Raw genomic sequence first — 23,563 nt, forward strand, 5'->3', positions numbered from 1 at the left:
CCCCTGTTTGAACAATAACAAAATTGTATTATGTGAATCATTAAAATCAATTTAAACTTATCATTCTTCTTTTTGCGATGCTCATAATTTCTTCGTACAGAGCCGCTTTTTTGCCGGTGGAAATGGTACGGCAATCCCAAAACTGACTCTGGGGTCAGCGGATTACCTGAACTTTCCTTTTATTTTTCAAGGTTCTCTTATGGCTTTTATTTTTGTAGCGCATGACTCGCCGGAGCCTTCTTTGTACGGAGCGATGGCGGCAATACTGGCTGCACAAAAAAACTTACCGCTGGCGCATCTGCCGGTGAGCTGGGACGTCGCGCGGTATCCCGATGCCTGCCAGCACGTCATCGGGGAAGGGCAACTGATGACCAGCGGGTTGTTATGGACCGAGCGCCTCAATCCGCAGAGCGCCGGTAAAGTGATGGAACTGGATCAGCTGCTGGAAACTTACGGCACGCAAGATGTCATCATCCCGCTCGGGCCGATGCAGATCGTTCAGTTCCCGCAAATTGCACGGCGTGTGCGTGAAAGTACGTTCGATTATGAACTGATCAACGTTGAACGCTCGAATCAGGGCTATGCGTTCAGCCGCCACGGCATGGAAGATGAATCACTCGGCTGCTGGTGGCGCGATCACTACGGACGCTGGATAAGCAAAAATACACCGCCGCAAACCCGCACGCCGCTGCGTATTGCGCTGGTTGGGGCGCAGTCCGATCAGTGCAGCGTTTATCCGGCAACGCTGGCGGCGCTGGGTGATGCGGCAGATGCGCTAATGCTTTCTCTGGATATCGTTTACGCCGCGCCCATGGCGCTGGAAGATCATCTCCACGAAGTGATGGAGAGCGTGGACGGTATTTTGCTGCCGGGCGGGGCGGCGATGTGTAACGTCAGCGGGCAAATCAGCGCTGCGCATTACGCGCTGAACCGCAATATTCCGATCCTCGGATTGTGTCTCGGCATGCAGACCATGACCACGGCAATCGTGCAGAAAATGGTGGGTTCCTCAAAGGCTAATCTTGCTGAAGCGGATCCGGACGCTGCGATTAAAACCTTTGTGCCGCTGAGCAATACCCCGGCGTTCCCTGTTCACCGGCTGGGCAATCATACGATGCTGACGCAACCGGACAGCAAATTGCGCGAGATCCTGGGCGAAACCTTTACCGTGCGCTATAACCACCGTTTTCATCTTGAACCTGCGCTGAAAGTCGGTCTGGAAGCCTACGGGCTGCGCATCAGCGGAACCGATATTACCGGGCAGATTGCAGACGGCATTGAATTCCCAAGACATCCTTTTTATCTGGGCGTTCAGGGGCATCCGGAGCTGTCGTCGTTGCGCATAAAGCCGCACCCCTTACTGACGGCATTTTTGAAAGCCGCCGGGTTAAAGCGCGGTTAGCACGGGGCCAGCCCAGTTCTCCATGAGCAGTCCGTCGATGCGTGAGAACTCTCTCAGGTTGTTGGTCACCATGACCATACCTGCGCTGCGGGCCTGTGCGGCGATATGCATGTCGTTTACGCCGACCGGGCTGCCGCTTTTTTCCAGCATGGCGCGGATATGCCCGTAGTGCGCGGCAGCTTTCTGGTCGTAATCGATAATGCGCAAATGTGAGACGAAATCCTCAATCACCTGCCTGTTTTTTTGCGGGCTGGCGCTTTTTTCTACGCCATGCAGTAACTCCGCATACGTCACCATGGAGATCGCCATGTGATCGGCGTGCTGATTGAACTTCGCCAGCACGCTCATCGGACGCCGCTTCAGGATATAAATAACAATATTGGTATCCAGCAGGTAAGTCAGCATTAAAACGTATCCCGATCCGTCTGGTGTTGTGAGCCACGTTCTTCCATGAAATCAGCGGAAACGCTTAGCTCGCTGTGGAAGAAATTATCCCATGTGCTTTCGGCGGGTGTGAGCACCAGCGAATTTCCTACTTTTCTTATCGTCACAGTCTTTACCTCATCAGGAAAACGGCATTCCGCCGGAATACGGACGCTTTGCGTCCGGTTATTTAAAAAAACTGACCCTTTTGACATGGTGCTTTCTCCAGTTACGTGACGTTAGCCCGACCAATAGCCCGGCAAATTCTGGCTAAAGTCTACGCGCCTGAAAAATATAGTGCAAAGGTATATACGTCGGATCTGAAAGACAACGGAAGAAATCAGCGAATGTTGGATTTTGCGCGATGGCTCGGAGAAAAGGCTGCAACAAAAGAAAATCCCCGCAATATTTACGGGGACTCGTGGAAAACGAGGGTTACTTCAGGGTGACGCCGGAACGCGGGTCTGCCGCCAGACGCTGCAATTCCTGCCCGACCAGATTAATAATCTCAGGTTCCAGATCAATCAGCGGCGCGCGAACGTGGTGACCGTCGAAGCCGCGCAGGTTCATGGCCGCTTTCACCAGTTGCGGCTGGCCATAACGGCGGGCGAGGGCACGGTACGGATACCACAGGTGGTGAAGTTCGCGGGCAGTATTTGCATCGCCGCTTTCCAGCGCCCGGTACGTCGCCAGAATGATCTCCGGCAACGCGCCGCTGTTGGTGGTGCTGATGCCGTCGAAACCGCACATCATCGGGCCTAAAAATGCCAGATCTGAAGCGCAGAAAAGACGCAGGCGTCCGCCCAGACGGTTGGCAATCTGGTCGATCGCCGTCGGGTTTAAATCGCCCTGTTTGATGCCGACAACGCCGTCGATATCAGCCAGTTGTTCCAGAACCACCGGCGGCAACGTGATGCCAATACCCGGCGCGTTGTACACCAGAATTCCGGTGCGTGATAGCGGTGCCATCTGTTTGAAGAAGCTGATGATTTGCGCGTCGGTCACTTCGGAAACAAACGGCGGCGTCACCATCGGCAGGCCGCCAAGGTCGCCCGCCAGTTGTGTTAAATCGCGCACCACGCGGGCGTCGGAACCGGCGCTGCAAAGCATGACCGGCACGCGATCGCCCACCACTTCCATTACGTGGCGGAAAAGATTCGCGCGTTCGTCAGCGGTCATCGCCGGGAATTCGCCGTAGGTGCCGCCGACCAAAATGCCGTCATAACCCAGCCCGATAACGCGTTCGATATTGCGCGATATTCCGGCGAAATCGAATTCACCACTGGCGGTAAACGGCGTCACGGTGATGTTAAAAATACCTTTCAGACGGGCCTGACTTTCACTGATGTCTTTCATTTATTTAATTCCTGTAAAACGAAGCGATGGGCAAAATCAGAGTAAATACAACGGGCGGTCAACCGTGCCCAGCGCGCGATAACCGGTTTCGGTCACGACAATCGTTTCGCTGACGCCCACGGTAAATTCGCCGTAAATGCGCAGCGCAGGCGGAATGTGGAAAGTCATGCCCGGCTGTAATTCGGTGGTGATGCCGCTGTAAAGGCTGAGAATTGCGCCTTCGCCCCAGTCAGGGGCGAACGAAATGCCGATGGAATAACCGGTGCGTTTTTTGAAATTATCGGTGTATCCGGCGCGGTCAATCACGGCCTGACAGGCCAGATGTGGCGCTTCGCAGGTGGCACCCGGACGGATGACGTCGAGTGCGGCTTGCAGCGCTTCCTGACACACTTTCTCCATTTCCAGTGCGACGGCCGGTGGTTTGCCGAGCCACGCGGAACGCATCAGTGCCGCATGATAGCGGTCGTGTGTAGCGGCCATTTCGAGGAAAATCGGGTCGTTGTCGAGGATCTTACGACGACGCCAGGTGCCGTGCGGTACGCCAGTGCGCGGGCCGGTGGAAACCAGCGGTTCCATGCCCATGTATTCGGAACCGGCGGCAATTGCCGCGCCCATCATGGCCGAAACCAGATCGTTTTCGGTGGCTCCGGCGGCAATGGCGGCGCGTCCGGCGAGCATTCCGGCGTCAACGTAACGGGCGGCATACGCCATTTTTTCCAGCTCGGCGGCGGATTTCACCGCACGCAGTTGCTCAATAACGCCCGCGGCGTCATGGATTGTGCCGATCTCAGCCTGCAAAGCTTCATAAACCGCAATCGGCAGGAACCAGCCGCGTTTGTCGATGCCAATCCGGCTCTTCATCCAGCCCCGCGATTTCAGCACGCCGAGCAGGAAATTCACCGGATTATCGCCGTCGGTGTAAATTGCCGCGTCGCGGATAAAGGTGTTGGAGATGAAGTTGAAATATTCCAGCTGGCGGATAACAAACACCGGATCGCCTTCCACCGGCAACACCAGCGTCTGGAAGGTGTAATAGCCCGGCGTCTGCTGGCCGGTCAGATAAAAGATGTTTTCCGGGCCGGTGATGACCATGACGTCCAGCCCGGCTTTGACCAGTAACTGACGCGCCCGCGCGATGCGGTGCTGATACTCTTCTTCGCGAAACGCGGATTCTGCGCCGGGAACGACGCTGCCAAGGTCGGGCAGGGAAACTGACTGTGCTTTCATTGTGCAAACTCCTGAATAAATTCTGCCTGAGAAGGGGTGAAGCTGATGCCCAGCCCTGCGCCGGACGGGCTGCTGAGCATCCCCCGGATATAGGAAAGGCCGTGAACCGGATCATTACCCAGCCCGTCGGCACCGTAGAGTTCGGCATAGCGTGGCTGGCTGGCGCGGGCGACGTGCAGGGCTGCGGCGGTCGCGGCACCGCCTTCATTCATCTGACCAATCATGAACGGCACACCGGCGGCACTCAGCCGTTTGGCGGCCGCCAGCGTAGGGGCAATGCCGCCCATTTTGACCAGTTTCAGGTGCGCCATAATTTTGCCTTCGAGCTGCAAAATACGTTCTAAATCGGCCTCACTGCTCATGCTTTCATCGAGCATCAGCGGCACCGGGCTGGCGGCGGCGAGTGCCGGATAACAATGCGCGTTGGCATCGGAAACCGGCTGTTCCAGGTAGCTCATCTCAAATTTCGCCAGCGCCAGCAGATGATTGCGTGCTTCTTCCGGTTGCCACTGGCCGTTAGCGTCCGCCGATAAACTGATTTCATGGCCGAAACGCCGCCGCAGTGCGCTGAGCCGGGCTTCGTCTTCGGTAAAGGAAGCGACGCCGACGCGCAGTTTGAGCTGCGTAAAACCCCGTTCGACATACGCTGTGGCCTGATCCAGCATTTCATTCATGGGCGTCCAGAACAGCGTCTGGTTGGTGTGATAACTCACCGTTTCGGCGTTTTCTGCGCCCGCCAGTTCTGCCACGCTGAGTCCGTTCTGACGCGCAATCAGGTCATGCAGCGCGATGTCTATGAGCATCCGCGTTGGTGCCAGAAAATCGGCCAGAATCGCCGGAAGATTCATCAGTAATGCGCTGGCAGACAGGCTGAGATCCAGATGCCGCAGGGCGCGGATCACATCGCGTAACACCTGTTCGGCGCTGTAACCGTTGAGATAAGCAATGTTGATGCGCACTTCGCCGATGCCGTTGAAATTTTTCTCCTCCAGCAGCAGATACAACGTATCCAGTCCGGTAATGGTGCCGGATGACGCCGTGTGCAATTGCAGGTGCGGATAGCGTAAATCGGCGCGATACAAAGTGGCTTTCACCGGCGGCTCCTCAGCGTTTGAGCATTTTCAGCGCGACGTCGCAGTAGATTTTGCTGCCTGCAATGAATTCGTCGATCGGAATAAATTCATCAGGCTTATGGGCCACTGCCAGCGAACCGGGGCCGATGATGATGCCTTTGGTACCGAGACTGCGGAAATGCACCAGATCACAGCCGCCCTGAAAACCGAATGGTCCGGGTTCCGGGTTGCCCTGTGCGGCGCAGGCTTCAACGCCCGCCAGCACAATCGGGTCTTCAGAGTCGGTTTCGGTCGCGCCGCCGGTGGTCGGTTTAAAGGTGATGATTTCGCTGCGCACGCCGAATTTGTCGTGAGCCAGTTGCAGTAAATCCTGAATTTCCTGTTTTACCGCGTCCTCGTCTTCGCCCGGCACCATGCGGCGGTCGAGCAGTAATTCGCAGGCACCCGGCAGCACGTTATCGGCGTGTCCGCCGCTGATGCGGGTCACGGTCAGGCTGGCGTTGCCGACCAGCGGGTGACAACGGCAGCGCACACTGTGTTCGTGGGTTTCTTCGACCAGGCCGAGTAACTGCGCCGCGCGGAAAATGGCATTTTCGCCCAGCTCCGGCGTGCCGGAATGCGCGGTCACACCGTGAACGCGAACCAGCGGGCGCAAACTGCCTTTGTGCGCGGAATAAGTGGTGTTGGAGGTCGGTTCGCCAATCACCACGTAATCAATGTGCGCAGGCGCTTCGCGGACATAAAACTTCGCGCCCTCGCTGGCGACTTCCTCATCGGCGACGAAAATCGCCATCAGCGTGCCACGCCAGTCGTTACGGTTGGCGGCCAGCCAGCGCATGGCTTCAATCATGGCGACAAGCGGGCCTTTGGCGTCACAGGCTCCGCGGCCAAATAACCTGCCGTCGCGTTCGGTCAGCGTGAACGGATCCTGCGCCCAGCCTTCTCCGGCGGGCACCACATCGATATGCGTGTTAAACGCAAAACACGGGCCGTCACCGTTTTCCAGACGGCCAATGACGTTGGTACGCCCCGGCGAATATTCGCTGAGCGTCATGTCGAAGCCGATTTCACCCAGCATCTGGCTGATGAGTTCTGCGGCTTCACGTTCGCGTCCCGGCGGGTTTTCGGTGTTGATCGCGACCAGAGCGGCCAGGTCGCGTTTCATTCTGCTGACATCGGGCGATGAAAGGCTCATCGGTGTCTCCTGAAATATCGTTTTTGTGGCAAAACTGGCCCCTGGTGAGGGCGCAATACGGCGGTGATGCGGGTGAAAAGGATCAATGTAAAATCTGATCTAAGAAGTGCTGCGCCCGAAGGCTGACGTCGCCGCCGAAGAATTTTTCGCCGGTCGCGTTTTCGATAATCTCGCCGTTTTCCATAAAGACGATTTGGTTGGCCGCGCGTTTCGCAAAGCCCATTTCATGCGTGACAACAATGCTGGTCATGCCTTCCGCGCTGAGGTCAGCCATCACGTCGAGAACTTCGCGGATCATCTCCGGATCCAGCGCCGACGTAGGCTCATCAAACAGCATCAGTTTTGGCTTCATGGCTAACGCCCGCGCAATCGCCACGCGCTGCTGCTGGCCGCCGGAAAGTTCGTCGGGGAACGCATCGGCTTTGTCGGGAATGCGGACTTTGCTCAGCAGTTCCAGCGCCTGCGCTTCGGCCTCGCTGCGGCTGATGCCGAGCACGGTCATCGGCGCGAGCATGATGTTTTCCGCCGCCGTCAGGTGCGAGAACAGTTCATAGTTCTGGAACACCATGCCGATGTCCTGCCGCAGTTTGTGCGGTTCAACGCTGGCGTGCGTGATGTCTTTATTGCGAAAGAAAATCGAGCCGCCCTGAACCGGCTCCAGCAAATTAATGCAGCGCAGAAGGGTGGATTTCCCCGAACCCGACGGGCCAATCAGCACCACGGTTTCCCCTTGTGCCACATTCAGGGAACAGTTTTTCAGCACGTGCTGCGAGCCAAAATGTTTATCGACGCCGATGATTTCCAGAACCGGTTTGGATTTACTCACGGGCTTCTCCTCAGTTTGGCGTGCTGCTGCGCAGCAGGCGTTCGGTCAAAGACAGCGCAGGTTTTTTGCGCTTTTTCGGGTCAAGCGAACGTTCCAGCCAGGCCTGTCCGACCATGAAAATGGACGTCAGCACCAGGTAATAAATCCCGGCGGCGCACAGCGCTTCGAAATACCGGAAACTGGCGCTGGCGGTCTGGTTGGCGATAAGCAGTAACTCCTGCACGGCAATCACCGACACCAGTGCGCTGGATTTCAGCATGCTGATCATCTGGTTGCCCATCGGCGGCAGCACGATACGCGCGGCCTGCGGCAGCACAATCTTGCGCATGATCTGGCTTTGGGTCATGCCGAGCGCCATGCCCGCGGTGCGCTGACCGCTGCGCACGGCCTGCAAACCGGAGCGCAGAATTTCAGCCATGTACGCGCCTTCATTTAAGGAGAGCGCCATGACGGCGCAGGTGAATGCCGAGAAACGCAGGCCGAAGGTCGGCAGAACGTTGTAGACAAAGATAATCTGGAACAGCACCGGTGTGCCGCGAAACAGCCACAGATAAAAGAACGCCAGAACGGAACCCGCCCGGAAGCGGGATTCCTGGAGCAGGGCCAGAATTAGCCCTGCAATAATGCCGAAGAACAACGAGCACACCGTTAACAACAAGGTCATTAATGCGCCCTGAAAGAACGCCGGTGAGAACAGGTACTGCCAAACAAGATCAAGCGACATGAACTTTCCTCAACGTCAGGGCAACGCTTTAAGGCCGGACTTCACGACATCAGAAAACAGAAACCGAAGCCGGGAACTGCCATTTGGTGATGAGTTTCTGGTATGTGCCGTCTTTCACCACGTCCTGTAAGCCTTTTTCCAGCAGGGATTTCATTTCAGCATCGCCTTTGCGCACGGCAAAACCAATGTGCGTGTCGGTTTCAAATTCCGCGCCGACGGCTTCGAAGGTGTCGCCTTTTTCACTCAGCAGCGCGACCGCGCCCGGCGTGGAGAGGAATTCGGCATCAGCGCGTTTCTGCGCGACAGCGACCGCAGAATCGGTTGCCGCCGGGAAGGTCAGTACGGTAATGGCCTGTTTTTTGGCATCCAGACATTTCTGGTTATCCGCCCGCGCCTGACTTTCTTCGATACCGCCCAGCGTGACGGCGATATTTTTGCCGCACAGGGATAAATCGCGGCCTGTGATTTTTTGCGGATTGCCTTTCACCACAATCACGCGGCTGCCGATTTTCAGGTAAGGCACGAAATCAACCTGCTCAGCGCGAGTCGGGTTGATGTACATCGCGGAGTTGATGATATCCAGACGTTTACCCTGCAATGCGGGGATCAGTCCTTTGAATTCCATCGACATCGGTTCCGGAGTCAGCGCCAGCTTTTTCGACAAGGCGGTGATGAGATCGATGTCGAAGCCGGTCAGTTTGCCGTCTTTCGTAAATTCAAACGGCATAAACGTGGCGGCGGTGCCGTAGGTCAGATGACCTTTTGTGACCAGCGCAGGCGCGGCGGCCTGGCTGAACAGCGGGGCACTCAGGCAAATTGCAGCCAGAGAGACGGCGGCATATCGGCGCAAAAAAGCTTTTTTTGACATGACAGACTCCAGTTTCCCATGAGCAGGATTGCTCTTTGTGTCTCATTAAATACAATTAAGCCTGTGAGTCAAGGCTCTTTTTTGGTGCATTTGTTGCACGATTTGGGGGCTTTTTAACCAGACTTCACCCTCCTTAAGGCTTGTGATATTGTACAAACCTAAACAACAAATACTTTCAGGTGTTGCTATTCCATGACCCAAACTACGACAGCCAGCGGAAGGCGTCTGGCAAACCAAATCCTTGACCTGATACGTGAAGCAAAATTTGAGCCAGGTCACCATCTGCGGGAGCAACAATTAGCCGATATGCTCGGCGTTTCCCGTACACCGGTGCGTACCGCGTTGAAATTGCTGTGTGAACTGGGAATTATCGAAGCGCGGCGCAATCAGGGTTTTTTCCTACTGAAAGCCTTCGATGAGCTTCAGCGCATCAGCCTCGATATTCCGGCCACCAGCGATCAGGACCTGTACGAGCAGCTGGTTAAAGACCGTATCGCCGGAAAATTGCCGGATTCCCTGACGCAGACGGAAATCGCCCAGCGCTATGACGCCGACCGGGGCGTGCTGGCGCGCACGTTGCTGCGGTTGTCTGAGGACGGCCTGATCGCCCGCAACAAGGGTCACGGCTGGTCATTTTTACCCACGCTCAACACCGACGTGGCGCTGAGCAATGGCTACGGATTCCGCCTGATGATTGAGCCGGGCGCGATGCTGGGCGCGAGCTTTCACGCTGATAAAAGCGCGCTGCGGCGGCTGCGGATGCAGCATATTTACCTGATTACCCACCCGGATATTCTCGCCGTTGATGGGCGTCAGATTTTCGAAACGGACGCCACGTTCCACGAAATGCTGGCGGAATTCAGCGGCAATATTTTTGTTTTACAGGCAATTCAGCAGCAAAACCGGCTGCGACGCCTGCTTGAGTTCGGCAGTTACACCAATAAACAGCGTGTGCGCGAATGGTGCGGTGAACACGTCGCTATTATCGATGCCGTGCTGGAAGGGCGGATGGAGGAGGCAGCAGAAATAATGCGCAGCCACCTGCAATCGGCTTACCAGATGGTGCTCAATAAAGTCAGTAAAGCGGGGTGACGCGGGGCAGCGGCAATGGTCACGGTTTATTCCTGGTGGTTTTTGCCGGTATTAACCGGGCTAATCCTGCAACGTGGCCCATAAGAATGCGTTATGTTGGTGCACCGAAATCGACCCTTCGGTTTTATTTCACTTAAGTTTTTTCTCCCGCCGGCCTTCTCACAATCCCTCAGTAATCGTTTTTTCTTATGTTCCGTGGCATTAGCGCGTGGTGAACCGCTATTTCATCCGCACCACGGAGATTGGCGCAGATCTTGCTTTTATCAGACACGCTAATCATTACCGAAGGGTGTTCCCTTTCCGGGCCAAATGGAGACAGAGATGAATCTCAGACGTCTGAAATACTTTGTGAAAATCGTCGATATTGGCAGCCTGACGCAGGCCGCTGATGTTCTGCATATCGCACAACCGGCACTGAGCCAGCAACTGGCGACGCTGGAAGGGGAATTGCAGCAACAATTGCTGATTCGCACCAAGCGCGGCGTGACGCCCACGGAAGCCGGGAACATTCTTTATTCACATGCGCAGGCGATTTTGCGTCAGTGCGATCAGATCCACGGCGCGGTGAACAGCGCGGGCCAGTCGCTGAGCGGGCAGGTTTCCGTCGGGCTTGCGCCAGGCACCGCGGCGACTCAGCTGGCGCTGCCGTTATTGCAGGCTGTGCGCAAACAGCATCCGGGCATTTTGCTGTATCTCAATGAAAACTCCGGGACTGCGTTGGGGGAGTTAGTGCTTAACGGCCGTATGGATATGGCAGTGTTGTACGGCACGAATAACGACGTCGGGCTGAGCAGTCAGCCGCTGATGAAAGAAGATTTGTATCTGGTCGGGACACATGCCGTGCCCCATCCGGGGAAATATGTTGAGCTGTGTGATGTCGCAAAACTCAATTTGTTCATGCCGCGTTCTTATAACGTTATGCGCCGTCTGGTTGACGATGCGATGGCGGTTCGCCGCCTGACGGCCAGTATTATCGGTGAAATCGAGTCTTCCGCCACGCTGACGGCTGCCGTTGCCAGCGGTCTGGGTGCCACCATTTTGCCGGAATCCGCCGCCCGCGCCATGACTGGCCCGGCCAAAGCGTGGATGTCGTGCATCAGCAGCCCGGCGATTCAGGTACCGCTTTCCCTGTGCGTTTCAGAAACGCTGGCCCTGTCGCAGGAAGCGGCGGCGGTGAAGAAAATCCTGCTGTCGCTGGTCTTTGAACAGGCCACGGCGGAACGAGAACCGTTGCTGGCGGCGAGCTGAAGACGAAAAAATGGGCGATCACCGATCGCCCATTTGATTTTCCCTGGTCTGGATTTGACGTTAATACCAATAATTACTTACAGGCTTTAATTTCCTTCCATTGTGACCATTCGCCAGTGAACTCGGGATCACCGGGTTCATTGTTTTGGGTCCAATAGTTAGCCAGATACTCCTTGCCTTTCCATACAACGCTTTCACCACCGTAATAAATTTTCTGTGCATCCCAGTTGTTCGCGCACGTTTTTCCCGTGCCGCTGTCAGGCAATGGCTGAACCTGCGGCGTCACGGTCAGCGTATAAGACGTCACATCACTTTTCTTACCGTCGGAGACGGTCAGTGTGAAGGTGTACTGTTTTTTCACGGTCACGGTGGGTGCAACAAAACTGATGCTGTCCCGTTCGGTGCCTGCCAGCGTGGTGCCGTTTGGCAGCAGCCAGGTGTAAGACAGTTTGTCACCGTTAGCATCGCTGGAAGCCGTGGCGTTAAGTGTCACGTTAGCCTGACTTTCCACATCACCAATCGGGCCGGTCAGTCTGGCGACCGGTGCAGCGTTGGTATCCGTAACCGGAGTGGTATCGGTGGTCGGTGTCGTATCCGGCGTTGGATCGGGCACCGGTACTGGCTCCACTTTGCCTGCATCATCGACAATAGAGACATTGAAGAAGTGCTGGACGCAGCGTTTATAATCACCTTCTTTAAAGGCTGAGAACGGCGTCTGGTAACCCACCAACTGGCAGGAATACGTTGAACCCGTTGGCGTGTTTGGATCCCATCCCCAATCCTGTTCCCAGTATTGTGGCAGTGCGCCCGAACCGCCTTCGTCGAACTGTTTCATGTTCTTACAACCCAGCACTTCGTTGGACGCGACCGGGACTTTCAGATATTCCGCTTCACTTTTGTAGTAGGAAATACGGTTTTCGCCCTGGGCAATTTCGGTGGGCCCGCCGCATTCCACACCGCCATTAATAATCTGGATAGTCACGCCGAATCCCGGAACGAGGCCGTTGGCTTTATCATGGTCGTTTGGCTGCCAGGTGCCATCGATCACGTGCAACATGCTCGGTTTCGGGGCCTGCGGGGTCACATAAAAGAATACGGCGCTGGCCAGATTCAGCCAGGTATCGGCCACCAGTTCCGGTTTATCGAGCAGGGTTCTGACGGTGCCAAACATGGCGTCAGAGAAGGGACCGTAATTGTAGTTATAGGAAAGCTGCTTTGCGCCACGGCCAAAGTAGCTGACAAAATCACCCTGCGCATCTTTCCCGCAAGGCCAGGTTTGCCCCTGCCAGACATCCGGATTACATTCGCCGTTATAACCGCCTTTCTGGCCTTCCGCCCAGCCCATTTCACGCAGCCACACCAGCCCCTGTCGCCATTCAGCCTCAGGTCTCCAGCTTTCATGCCCACCGGTTTCCTGAGCAAAATGAGCAAACATTGTGGCCAGACCTTTGCGGCAAATGGCGTCTGAATCACGCCCGTCGGTATACGTGCCGCAGACTGCGGGGAATTTACCTATCGCCTTGAGGAAGTTTTCATAGCTGTATTCGGGTGCGCGAAGCGGGAAGATGTAATCCCACTGCGCTTTGCTGAGGATTTTCTCTACCCGTTTCACGTTTTCGGGGTTCGCCGCCCGCGCGGGCGCAATTTTCTCAACGGAGTCGTTATCGAGTGTGCGGATCGAGGCTTTAACTTCCTGCATCAGCGGGTTTTGCGTCAGGGAGTTTTCTTTTTTGACCAGATCGCTTTCTTTCATTACATAGGGTTCTGAAGGTGCCGGGGTTTCCGCTGCCTGAGCCAGCGATGAGACGGCCAGAAGGCACGAAAGGGTCATCATATTCAAATAAAAGGGTGGTTTTAATCTTTGCATAGTGAATACCTTTAATACGTTAAATTAAATACAGAAATACAATTCTCTGGGAATGGGTATTTTATATGTCAGTCGTAAACCAACTTTTTAAGGCTAGTGTTCACCTGATTAATTAACTATTAAAATAAGAACATTTAACATCAAAGAAGCATGCATGATATTTTTTCGCGTGGTTAATTTGTAATAAATTTTATTGGCAATGCTCTGTGGTTTTTAGTGATGCAATAATACTGTTGACGTCCTGTATTTTAGTCGTCCGGGTGACAAAATTTGCGTAGGTTTTCAATGCTTCATGTTGTATTTCATCGGGGAGTGCAAAGGTGATTAACTGGCTGCGGCGGTTATCAATAAAGTACTCAGCCACTTTGGCAGGAAATATTGCAATCATCTCACTTCGCTCAATGGCAGCGATGATCCCATTGAGTGAGGATGAGTAATAAACTACTTTTCGTGTGTTGAATTCATCATTGTTATTATTGATCGAAATGAGCTTTTTTGCCTGGCCTTCGTTATGACAATATACCGCATGAGGTAATGAATAATAATGTGAGAGTGTAAATTTTTTTTGTGTGGACAATAAACTTGTGGCGCTGCATAACACAACAAAATCATCGAGAGAATCAATTTCAACGGACGTAATGTTGTTGTGCTGTAGCGGGAAGTTACTCAAAACAATATCATTGCTGGATTGCAGCAGATTTCTTACACATTCATCATGGTTAATCAGGGTGGCATTCGTAAAGGAAAACAGTGTTTCCTGTAAATCATCGTGTTGATGCAGACGCTGGAAGTAATAACTTTCAATCAGGTCTGAACACATGACTTTGAGGGATGAAAAACTTTTCGACTGGTTTTTTGCTTTATGGACGACATCATCAATAATACACATGGCATGTGAAGATGATTCATGTATATCCAGTGCTGTTTGTGTGGGTTTCATTCCCTGGGCTGTTCTGATGAAAAGTTCTACGGCTAAGTACCGTTGTAACTTATTAATCGAAAGACTGACGGCTGACACAGAAAGCTCAAGTTTTTCAGCTGCGCAAGACAGACTCCCTGAGATGATGACTTCATTCATAGTTTTGATTAGATTATAATCAAAATTATTTATTTTATCGTAATTCATTACTTTTCTCCGTAACATAAATTTGGAAGAGGAATAATCCACGTTGTGACGCTACAAATAAAGTAAAGTATCTAATATGCTCTGTAAATTATATATTCAGGTGTCCTGAGTAATGTATTGCCAGGACGACTGGCGATGTTTAATTTCACAAGTGAAATTCCAAATAATGATTATTGATATAAGGATTATTTATGTTTAAAAGGTACTTAGACGGACACGGCCTTTTATCCAGCCATAAATGAAAGATTCATTGCCGGCCTTACCCTCCGCTAATTCAAGATACCGATGGCCCTGACTGCAATTGAGCGAGGTGACGAGCACGGCATTTCCTTCATCGCCGCGTAGTTTCAGAAAGGCGGACAATGCCGTCAGCGTGCCCGGCCCTATTTTTCCATCAACACTGATATCGGGATAATAACGACCTTGTTGATTGTAGACATTTAACCAACGTTGTAACCACTTTATCCCTACGGAAGGCCCCATGTTGGTTCCGGTATCACACAGTTCCAGGGCCAGTGCCGGAGATAATACATTGATCTTGTCAAAGCCAGGCTGATACCAATAATTTTTCTCCAGAATAATATAAGCCTGATTTCGGGTGAAATCTTTCATATCACCGGTGTAACCATAATCCCGTGCAGTTTTCTCAGTAATTCCCCAATGAGTTGGGCCGCCAGGATCGTCGGGATGATTTACATAAGCCCCTTCATTTGCCAAAACTTCATCAATCACGGGATTATAGGCCATTATCTGTTCCTCCGAAGGTTTAAATTGTCAAAGCAAGATACACACCAATACCCGTTAATAACAGAAATAAAAGCAAGCTCAAAAAAAGCGGTTTATAAGATAGTTTGGTTTTGGGAATTTTTTCATGAATAACATCGATTGTTATGGATGAGTTAACCCGTATTCCCGATTTCGGCACTGTAATGAATAATTCATCCAATCCCAGAGTTTTTAGATCACGACGAATTAAATATAACGTTTGGGTGAGACTGGCATCACTGGTGAAAGTGCTTCGTGCGCCCCATAATGCATAAGATATAGCCGATTTCTCTATCACGTCATCGTTAGCATGTTCGATAATGAAGCTGAGGCAGCGCGCTCTCATTGTTGTAAGTCTGATGTTAGTCCCATTGTTGAGCGTTTTAAGTTCTTTCTTTCCTTCATTAAAAACGTACTGACCATTTATAAGATAAATACTCATCTTTCAATTCTCTCCGGGCCGGTAATAGAACTTATCAGAAATCCAATTTTTCGATAGGATTTATCGTATCTGGTTTTCCGAAATTCACCATCGCCAATAAGAATATTATGAGGAATTTTAGATAAGTTGTGATCTGTTATATAAAATGATGACCTTTTTGAATAAAACTTAAAAACACTTTGAGTATTATTTAAAATGTAAAATACAAAGAGACAATGATTAAGATTAAGTTTTCTGTTTTTATCCTTCTCATTTGTGTCACAAAAATCATTGTGTTGCTTCGCTCAGTCTGTCGCGCTATTTGCCGGTATTTGAGCAGTAAACAGTAAGCCAGCCCGTATCCTCCTTGATGACCTGCAATCAACAAGACAAATGATGCTCATTTTAAATCTATCGCCGTCGTCATAAATATTATTGCTCAATGATGATTTGAGAGCAGGCACTTCCTCTCTAATTATAGACCCGACAGCACGACGCTGTTCGACCCTTAACTTTATTCAGGAAAATATTATGACTACCAGTAAATTGATCAAGACCGACGCACTGACCGACAAATCTTATAAAGCAGATGGCTTTGACGCGTCTAAAGACACGGAGAAGTACAGTTACACTTCCGCACGCGTCGCCAAACCGGTGTACAACAAATATGACACCACGAATAAACCTAAGGTTTTCGGTTACTACACCGACTGGTCTCAGTACGACAGTCGCCAGTCTGATGGCGATGATACCCCTTCAAACCGTGGTCGCGGTTACGATTTAGCCAACGTCAGTCCGACGGCCTATGACAAAATTATTCTCGGTTTCCTGGGCATTGTCGGTGATACCACGGGTGAAAAAGCCGATGTGATTGCCCGCGCTGCCGGTAATTTGAATAAATCGATTAACGAACCGACCTTCCTTGACCCGTGGGGCGATTTCCAGACCAGTGCTAACGTGGGTCTGAACGATTCCGGCTGGGTAGAAATGGACGTGAACAGCGCCACACAGGCGACGGTTAAAGGCATTGTGGGCGGTTTGCGTGACCTTCAGGCCAAAGCGAAAACCTTAGGCCATACGCTGGCACTGTCTTTGAGTATCGGCGGTTGGACCATGAGCAGCGGCTTCCACAATATGTCGAAAACGTCGGCAGGCCGCAGCACCTTTGCAAAAGGTGTCGCGAAATTATTCACCCGCTTCCCGATGTTCTCCGAAGTAGATATCGACTGGGAATATCCGGGCAATGCCGGTAATAACAACGCCTATGGCGACGAAGATGGCGCGAACTATGCGCTGTTGCTGGCTGAAATCACCAAAGAACTGAAAGCGATTAAACGTACTGATGTCAAAATCAGTATCGCCAGTTCGGCCGTGGTGGCGATCCTCGAAAAATCAGATGTGAAAACCCTGCTCAACAGCGGTCTGTACAGCATTAATGTCATGACCTATGACTTCTACGGCACGCCGTGGGCGGAACAACTCGACCACCACACTAACCTCCATGCGCTGGTCGAAGGTGGCTGGGGCGTGGACACTATCGTCTATTATCTGTTGGCAAAAGGCTTCCCGGCTGACCGTATCAACGTGGGCTACGCCGGTTATTCACGCAATGGCCAGAATGCGGTACTGGAAAGTTTCTCCCCACTCAAAGGCACATACACCCCAACGGCTAATGCCGAAACTACAGGGACATTCGAAAGCGGTTGCAGCGAATGGTATGACCTGATCAATAATTACCTGGATCTGGAAAACCAAAAAGGCCGTAACGGTTTTAGCGTCTACACCGATCAGGTCGCCGATGCTGATTACCTCTACAACAAAGAGTCCAAGCTGTTTATGTCCCTCGACACGCCGCGCAGCGTGCGTGCCAAAGGGCAATATGTGGCGAAAAAGGGGTTAGGCGCACTCTTTACCTGGACGATTGATCAGGACAACGGCGTGCTGGTCAACGCCGCGCGTGAAGGTTTGGGTTGCTCGGTGACGAATCAGGTTATCGATATGGCACCGTTCTACTTCGACGGGATTAACATTGCGGGTGAAGTACCGGATGAAGATAAGCCCGCGACCAATACCACACCGGTTGCCGATATCCAGTTGCAGGTCATTAGCGGTTCAAAAGTCCGTCTGAGCGGTGCCGGTTCCAGCGATGCCGACAAAGATGCACTGACCTACAAATGGGGCGTGCCGGCCGGGATTTCACCGAGCAGCACGACCACGTCAACGATTACTTTCACAGCGCCTACCGTCGTCAGCCGTGCAGAATTCCAGTTCTCACTGACGGTGACGGATACACACGCGGCGTCATCCGTTGCAAAACAGTACACACTGGTCGTATTTGGTGAGGAAGTTGCAGAGCCGGTAGTTGATCCCGTTGTTGATCCGATTGTGGATCCGGTTATCGACCCGGTTGTTGATCCTGTCGTAGATCCTGTCGTGGACCCGGTCGTTGATCCTGTCGGCAAATATTCCGAATGGGAGACCAGCAAGGTCTACAACACCGGCGATAAAATCAGCCATAAAGGGAAAGACTACGTGGCGAACTACTGGACTCAGGGCAATGAACCCGGCAATCCGGAGTTCACCGGCGAATGGGCACAGTGGAAATTACTCTAAGCGTTCAATGCACTATGTCTGAGGTTCCGGCCTCATCATAGTGGAATAGCAAAGCGGGGCACTTCAGGTGTCCCGCTTTTTTTTCTCCTGGAAACGGGGGGCTGAACAGAAGGCAAAAAAATCCCCCGGAGAGGAGACTCTGCCGGGGGAAGGTGTTACTCAGATATTTTGGGGGAAGGAGAGAAAGAATCGATCAACGAGGCAATTTTCTTGCCGAGCAAGGTGATGATCGGCCCGGCGAATACACCGCCAAGACCCGCCATGATAAGTAACTTGTCATCGTTAGCGTCGCGTGAAAGTACGAAAATGCTTAACAACATCCCGGTGAAACAGGAGACGACCACCTGTAAGAGGCAGGCCAAAATTTCTTCCATAATGGGTTTTTTCTGTCTCAGCATGATATAGCGGACGATCCCACCCCATGCCGACATGCCGATAACCGCCCGTATGATATCGTGATCCATTAGCACGACATCTCGGGCACTTGCTGCACTGATCATAATGTTTTCCTCAGAAGTAGATAAAGCGTGCAAGGTTAAATTATCACCAGCGACTGCCGGGCAAAAATCACATGGCAACACATTTTGACGTGAACTTTTTTAGTCAGGTGGCAGGTAAAAATGTGAGAAAACTGAGGTGGACTAGCAGGGAGGAATTGCGCTTAGGTTTTGACAGTCAAGGTTCATCCGGCGGACAAACGAAAAAAAACCGGCCTGTAAAAGGCCGGTGGAGTCAGAACTGACTGCGATAAAGATTACTCAGCGTCAGCAGGTTTTGGCTGACCCGGCTTGTGGTCACGCATCTGTTCCATTTTGTCAGCGCGTTTCTGGTAGTTCTCGTTGAACTGTTTTTTCTGCTCAGGCGTCAGCAGGTTGTACATTTTGTTTTCAGCACGGGCGCGATCCAGCATGCGGTCGGACTGTGCTTTGGTGATGGTATCAATCTGCGATTTCACTTTCGCTTCATCAAAACTGTCTGAAGCCACCAGGCTGTGCATCTGATCCATCTGCGCTTTCATGGCAGCGCGGTCAGGTCGCGCGCCGCTGTCTTTCATGATTTCTTTCATCTGAGTTTTCTGCTGCTCAGTCAGGGTCAGGCCAGCGAACGGGTTCATGTTGTGCGGGCCTTTATGGTGCATCATTTTACCCTGCATTGCCGCCGGTGCGTCAGTTGCCGGCGTGGCCGTGGTTTCAGCAGCAAACGCGAAAGAAGCAGAGCTCAGAGCCAGAGTTGAAGCCACAATCATTGCGGTAAGTTTACGCATAATTAAATTCCTCATTGAAGATTCAGGCACATCGCCCGTTTTGTTTCGACGAAAGCAAGTCTACTGAATCCAATGAATAGTAATGCGGGCAGGATGTAAAAGAGTGAAAGCCGAAGTGTCACTTTTCAGCCGATCGTGGAGAAAATGTTTAGAAAGCGTAAGGTTGCGCGAACAGGCGTGAACGGGAGTTCAGATAAATCTGAGTAATGCGAGGAGTTCACACATTAACATGGTGAATGTTTGGCCGCCAGACTTGTAAAGTAAAGATTGTTTGCGGTTGATGTCCGGTTTACATCGCCTGATATGGGCAAAACCCTGCATAATAGTTACCATTTCGTTAACACCTTATATAACAGTGCAGAATGCCCATGACTGAATCCCGCTACGAAACGCTGGCGCGCACCTTGCGCAGACAAATCGACACGCAGGTCTGGCTGCCGGGAGATCGCCTGCCTTCCTTACGCGAGTCGTGCAAACAGTCCGGGCTGAGCCTGATGACGGTGTTACAGGCGTACCAGCTGCTGGAAAGTCAGGGGGTGATCGTCGCCCGCCCGCAGTCCGGCTACTACGTCGCGGCGGGGTTGCAACGCCCGGTTCGCCGCCAGCCCGATGAACGCCTGCACGCCGCCGAACAGGTGGACGTCAACGATGCGATTTTCGATATCCTGAAAGCGGGGCAGGATCCTTCCGTGGTGCCGCTGGGCTCGGCATTTCCCGATCCGACACTGTTCCCTCAGCCACGTCTGGCGCGTTCACTGGCCAGCGCCGTCCGCCGGATGTCGCCGCACAGCGCGACCGCTAACCTGCCGCCGGGCAACGAAGAACTGCGCCGCAGCATTGCCCGCCGTTATGCTCAGAATGGTATAGAAGTTGCGCCCGATGAAATCGTCATTACGTCCGGTGCAATGGAATCTCTGGGGCTGAGTTTGCAGGCCGTCACTGAGCCGGGTGACTGGGTGGCGATTGAATCTCCTGCATTTTATGGCGCGTTGCAGGCCATTGAGCGGCGCAAGTTAAAAGCCATTGCCATTCCGACCGACGTGCGTTTTGGCATGGATCCCGATGCGCTGGAAAAAGCGCTGGAAACCTATCCGGTCAAAGCCTGCTGGTTGATGTCGAGTTTTCAGAACCCGCTTGGTTGCACTATGCCGCCTGAAAATAAGGCGCGGCTGGTGGATATCCTGCAACGGCATCAGGTGGCGTTAATTGAAGACGACGTTTATAGCGAACTGTACTTTGGCAGTGAACGCCCGGTGCCGCTGAAGGCGTCGTCGTACCGCAGCGAAATTCTGCACTGTTCTTCATTCTCTAAATGTCTGGCACCCGGTTTTCGCGTCGGCTGGGTGGCGGCGGGGAAATACGTTGAGCGTATTGAACGGTTACAGCTGATGAGTACGTTATCCGCCAGCGTGCCGGTGCAGCTGGCGCTGGCCGATTTCCTGCAAAAAGGCGGGCAGCAGGGCGGTTACGATACCCACTTGCGTCGCCTTCGCCGCGTGCTGGAACAGCGGCAGATGGCGATGCATCACGCCATCATCAAAGAATTCCCCGCACAGGTTTCCGTTTCCCAACCACAGGGCGGCTATTTTCTCTGGCTGGATCTGGGCGACAACGTAGACGCCGCGCGGGTCTATCAGCGCGCACTGGCTAAAGGCGTCAGCGTCGCGCCGGGCACCATGTTTTCCGCCGATGAGCGTTTTCGTCATTGCCTGCGCATCAACACGTCATTCGAATGGGGCCCGCACACCGCCCGCGCGATATCCGTTCTTGCCGGGTTAGTGGCGGAGGAAATTCAGGGGTGACTACAAATCCTGCTCCCGTAATGTTTTCCCGACATTCCCTCCCGGATGTACTTTCAGAAGTCTTTGCTGATCGAAACCGTTGCGCAGCATGATGTTGCCGCACAGCGCGTCAAATACCGCCAGCACCAGAACGATGGACGTGGTGGCAAGCATATTGAGCGGGTCGATTTCCTGCTGAATGTGCGTTTTCACCACCAGCGTGGCGGCGCGGGCGATCGCGGAATCCAGATTCTCTGTCACGCTGATAATAGCGACGCCTTTGGTTTTCAGCGTCGGTAACAGGCGCGTCAGTTCTTCGGAATTGCCGCCGCGTGAAATCAGGATAATCAGGTCGTCACTGCGCAGAAAACCCAAATCGCCGTGCGCGGCGTCGGTGGCGCTGAGATACACCGACGGCTGTTCGACGCACGCCAGCATGTGTGCAATTTTACGGGCAGCAATGCCGGAGGTGCCGACGCCAGTGACGGCAATCTTGCCTTTGCAGCCGGTGACCAGCGTCAGTAACTGACGCCAGATATCGGCGTCAAGATGGTTTTGCAGCGCCAGCAGTTCCTGGCTGTACGTCCGCCAGCCCTGACACGCAAGCTGAAATTCCTCGTCAGCGGTCATTGTTCTTCCCCCTGCATCAGGCGGCGGTACTTCATGCTGTCGTGATACATCTCGTGGAAGACGCGGTATTTGCGGTCGTAATACTCTTTGATTTTGTTGGTTTGCGGCGTGACGGTTTTGCCGATGCGGCTCATGGCGGCCATCGCTTCGGGCAGTGAATCGTAGGCACCCGCGGCGACGGTGCCCATCATGGCGCTGCCGAGCAACATCGCTTCGCTCTCTTCCGGCAGTAACATCGCGCAGCCTGTGGCGTTGGAATGCTCCTGCACAAACACCGGGTTTTTGGTGCCGCCGCCGCTCGCCATCATGGTATCAATGCGGTAGCCGCTCTGATTCATGGTTTCAATGATATGACGGGTGCCGAGCGCCAGCGCCTGGATCGTTGCGAGATAATGCAACGCCATATCTTCCGGCGTGCGTGAGAGTTTCAGGCCGGTCAGCGTGCCGGTGAGCGTCGGGTTGGCGCGCGGCGAACGGTTGCCGTGGAAGTAGGGCAGCATATGAATGTCTTTGGTCAGGAACGCGATGTTTTCCGGTTCACCGGCCATTTTGCGCAACAGGCTGTTCAGCACTTCATAAATGGTTTTGCCGCTGTCTTTGCCCTGTTTCAGCAAATCCTGATAGCACGGATGCGACTGAATCACGTGGTCGATCAGCGCTCCGGTGGTGGACTGACCGCCTTCGTTGAGCCAGTAATCCGGCAGGATCGCGGAGAAATACGGCCCCCAGATGCCGCCGATGTAGCGCGCGCTGCGTGACATCGCCATATGCGCCGTAGAAGTGCCGCCGATCAGCGCGATGCGGTTGTCGAAATCAGCGGATTCACCGGATGCGCCGCTGGCCCCGAGAATGCCGAGGCTGCCCGCGTGCGCATCAATAATGGAGACGCTGACCGCAGTGCCGGCCATCAGCCCCATCTCAGCGGCGGCGCGCTGTGTCAGGCCGTGGCCCAGCGGTTCGCCCATGGTTTTGACTTCGCTGCCGATTTTCGCCGCGTTGTTTTCCAGCAAATCTTCCAGACCAATCTGGCGGAAATAGCTCGGATCCCAGCGGTCTTCATGGCCGATGTACGTCCATTTACACACCGTGGAACACAGCGAGCGCGTGGTGCTTTGCGTGGCGCGCCAGGTCAGGAAATCCGGCAAATCAAACAGATGCCCGACGTTATTCCACGTCGTCGGCATATGTTGTTTCAGCCACAGGAGTTTTGGCGTCTGCATTTCAGGCGAAATAATCCCGCCGACGAATTCCAGCACGCGGTGGCCGGTGGCGTTGATACGTTCGGCCTGCGTGATGGCGCGGTGATCCATCCACACAATGATGTTCTGCTCGCTGCGGCCGGACGGGCTGACGGTCAGCGGTTTACCTTCTTTATCGAGCACCACCAGCGAACAGGTGGCGTCAAAGCCGATGCCTTTTACCTGAATCGGATTGATGTCGGCCTGATTCACCGCGTCTTTGACGGCGTTGCAGACGGATTGCCAGATTTCATCGGAAGACTGTTCGACGAAATCAGCCTTCGGGCGGTACAGCGTAATCTCACGGCTGGCCTGACCGACCATGCGGCCGGTCATGTCGAAGACGCCCGCACGGGCGCTGCCGGTTCCTACGTCAACTCCAATAAAATAACTCGCCATGTTTTTTCCCTTCGGTAAAAGCAAT

General features: G+C 53.3%; 22 protein-coding genes. 5 read left to right on the forward strand and 17 right to left on the reverse strand.

Annotated features, from left to right (window positions below; genetic code table 11):
- Positions 1–199 precede the first annotated feature (199 nt).
- On the forward strand, positions 200–1,402 hold the full coding sequence (locus tag BV494_RS03260) for a glutamine amidotransferase-related protein (RefSeq protein WP_104921555.1): 1,203 nt from the start codon (positions 200–202) through the stop codon (positions 1,400–1,402).
- Here BV494_RS03260 and vapC read toward each other — a convergent pair.
- The 9 genes from vapC to BV494_RS03305 form a co-directional block, all read right to left on the reverse strand.
- Entirely contained in the window at positions 1,388–1,807 is a 420-nt protein-coding gene (gene vapC, locus BV494_RS03265) for a type II toxin-antitoxin system tRNA(fMet)-specific endonuclease VapC (protein ID WP_104921556.1), read from the reverse strand. The two genes, BV494_RS03260 and vapC, sit on opposite strands and share 15 nt — an antisense overlap.
- Positions 1,807–2,040: a type II toxin-antitoxin system VapB family antitoxin gene (gene vapB, locus BV494_RS03270; RefSeq protein ID WP_104921557.1), complete on the reverse strand. Its 234-nt coding sequence runs from the start codon at positions 2,038–2,040 to the stop codon at positions 1,807–1,809. The genes vapC and vapB overlap by 1 nt, the downstream gene beginning before the upstream one ends.
- Positions 2,041–2,260: 220 nt before the next feature.
- Entirely contained in the window at positions 2,261–3,181 is a 921-nt protein-coding gene (locus tag BV494_RS03275) for a dihydrodipicolinate synthase family protein (RefSeq protein WP_104921558.1), read from the reverse strand.
- 36 nt (positions 3,182–3,217) lie between these two features.
- Entirely contained in the window at positions 3,218–4,408 is a 1,191-nt protein-coding gene (locus BV494_RS03280) for a M24 family metallopeptidase (protein WP_104921559.1), read from the reverse strand.
- Positions 4,405–5,502: a mandelate racemase/muconate lactonizing enzyme family protein gene (locus BV494_RS03285; RefSeq protein ID WP_104921560.1), complete on the reverse strand. Its 1,098-nt coding sequence runs from the start codon at positions 5,500–5,502 to the stop codon at positions 4,405–4,407. The genes BV494_RS03280 and BV494_RS03285 overlap by 4 nt, the downstream gene beginning before the upstream one ends.
- A gap of 10 nt (positions 5,503–5,512) precedes the next feature.
- Positions 5,513–6,676, reverse strand: a complete 1,164-nt coding sequence (locus BV494_RS03290; RefSeq protein ID WP_104921561.1) for a M20 family metallopeptidase — start codon at positions 6,674–6,676, stop codon at positions 5,513–5,515.
- Positions 6,677–6,758: 82 nt separating this feature from the next.
- A complete protein-coding gene (locus BV494_RS03295; RefSeq protein WP_104921562.1) occupies positions 6,759–7,502 on the reverse strand; it encodes an amino acid ABC transporter ATP-binding protein in 744 nt (247 codons plus the stop codon).
- Between the two features lie 10 nt (positions 7,503–7,512).
- Positions 7,513–8,226: an amino acid ABC transporter permease gene (locus BV494_RS03300; protein WP_101078755.1), complete on the reverse strand. Its 714-nt coding sequence runs from the start codon at positions 8,224–8,226 to the stop codon at positions 7,513–7,515.
- Positions 8,227–8,275: 49 nt separating this feature from the next.
- The gene (locus BV494_RS03305; RefSeq protein ID WP_104921563.1) at positions 8,276–9,094 is read right to left on the reverse strand and encodes an ABC transporter substrate-binding protein; all 819 of its coding nucleotides are present in this window, start codon (positions 9,092–9,094) and stop codon (positions 8,276–8,278) included.
- Between the two features lie 192 nt (positions 9,095–9,286).
- Between BV494_RS03305 and BV494_RS03310 the strand changes: the two genes are divergently transcribed.
- Positions 9,287–10,186: a GntR family transcriptional regulator gene (locus BV494_RS03310; RefSeq protein ID WP_104921564.1), complete on the forward strand. Its 900-nt coding sequence runs from the start codon at positions 9,287–9,289 to the stop codon at positions 10,184–10,186.
- Positions 10,187–10,507: 321 nt separating this feature from the next.
- Positions 10,508–11,434: a nitrogen assimilation transcriptional regulator NAC gene (nac, locus tag BV494_RS03315; RefSeq protein WP_104921565.1), complete on the forward strand. Its 927-nt coding sequence runs from the start codon at positions 10,508–10,510 to the stop codon at positions 11,432–11,434.
- Between the two features lie 73 nt (positions 11,435–11,507).
- Here the strand turns inward: nac and BV494_RS03320 are convergent, their stop codons facing one another.
- From BV494_RS03320 to BV494_RS03335, 4 genes are all read right to left on the reverse strand, one after another.
- Entirely contained in the window at positions 11,508–13,301 is a 1,794-nt protein-coding gene (locus BV494_RS03320; RefSeq protein WP_104921566.1) for a chitinase, read from the reverse strand.
- 190 nt (positions 13,302–13,491) lie between these two features.
- Positions 13,492–14,427 carry a LysR family transcriptional regulator gene (locus BV494_RS03325; RefSeq protein WP_104921567.1) on the reverse strand — a complete coding sequence of 312 codons (936 nt, stop codon included), beginning with the start codon at positions 14,425–14,427 and terminating at the stop codon, positions 13,492–13,494.
- 195 nt (positions 14,428–14,622) lie between these two features.
- The gene (locus tag BV494_RS03330; RefSeq protein WP_104921568.1) at positions 14,623–15,174 is read right to left on the reverse strand and encodes a glycoside hydrolase family 108 protein; all 552 of its coding nucleotides are present in this window, start codon (positions 15,172–15,174) and stop codon (positions 14,623–14,625) included.
- 19 nt (positions 15,175–15,193) lie between these two features.
- The gene (locus BV494_RS03335) at positions 15,194–15,634 is read right to left on the reverse strand and encodes a winged helix-turn-helix domain-containing protein (RefSeq protein WP_104921569.1); all 441 of its coding nucleotides are present in this window, start codon (positions 15,632–15,634) and stop codon (positions 15,194–15,196) included.
- A 510-nt stretch (positions 15,635–16,144) separates the two neighbouring features.
- Here BV494_RS03335 and BV494_RS03340 point away from each other — a divergent pair.
- A complete protein-coding gene (locus BV494_RS03340) occupies positions 16,145–18,226 on the forward strand; it encodes a glycosyl hydrolase family 18 protein (RefSeq protein ID WP_104921570.1) in 2,082 nt (693 codons plus the stop codon).
- Between the two features lie 155 nt (positions 18,227–18,381).
- On the opposite strand, the gene BV494_RS03345 is transcribed toward BV494_RS03340, so the two are convergent.
- Both BV494_RS03345 and spy read right to left on the reverse strand, forming a co-directional pair.
- A complete protein-coding gene (locus BV494_RS03345; RefSeq protein WP_104921571.1) occupies positions 18,382–18,726 on the reverse strand; it encodes a phage holin family protein in 345 nt (114 codons plus the stop codon).
- A 254-nt stretch (positions 18,727–18,980) separates the two neighbouring features.
- Positions 18,981–19,490 (reverse strand): ATP-independent periplasmic protein-refolding chaperone Spy, encoded by a 510-nt coding sequence (gene spy, locus BV494_RS03350; RefSeq protein WP_104921572.1) that lies wholly within the window; start codon positions 19,488–19,490, stop codon positions 18,981–18,983.
- A gap of 368 nt (positions 19,491–19,858) precedes the next feature.
- Between spy and BV494_RS03355 the strand changes: the two genes are divergently transcribed.
- Positions 19,859–21,292, forward strand: a complete 1,434-nt coding sequence (locus BV494_RS03355) for an aminotransferase-like domain-containing protein (protein WP_104921573.1) — start codon at positions 19,859–19,861, stop codon at positions 21,290–21,292.
- On the opposite strand, the gene BV494_RS03360 is transcribed toward BV494_RS03355, so the two are convergent.
- Positions 21,293–21,901, reverse strand: a complete 609-nt coding sequence (locus tag BV494_RS03360) for a KpsF/GutQ family sugar-phosphate isomerase (protein ID WP_101078745.1) — start codon at positions 21,899–21,901, stop codon at positions 21,293–21,295. It abuts the gene before it with no gap.
- Entirely contained in the window at positions 21,898–23,538 is a 1,641-nt protein-coding gene (locus BV494_RS03365; protein ID WP_101078744.1) for an FGGY-family carbohydrate kinase, read from the reverse strand. The genes BV494_RS03360 and BV494_RS03365 overlap by 4 nt, the downstream gene beginning before the upstream one ends.
- Between the last annotated feature and the right edge of the window lie 25 nt (positions 23,539–23,563).

This window comes from Rahnella sikkimica (assembly GCF_002951615.1).
Lineage (GTDB): Bacteria > Pseudomonadota > Gammaproteobacteria > Enterobacterales > Enterobacteriaceae > Rahnella > Rahnella sikkimica.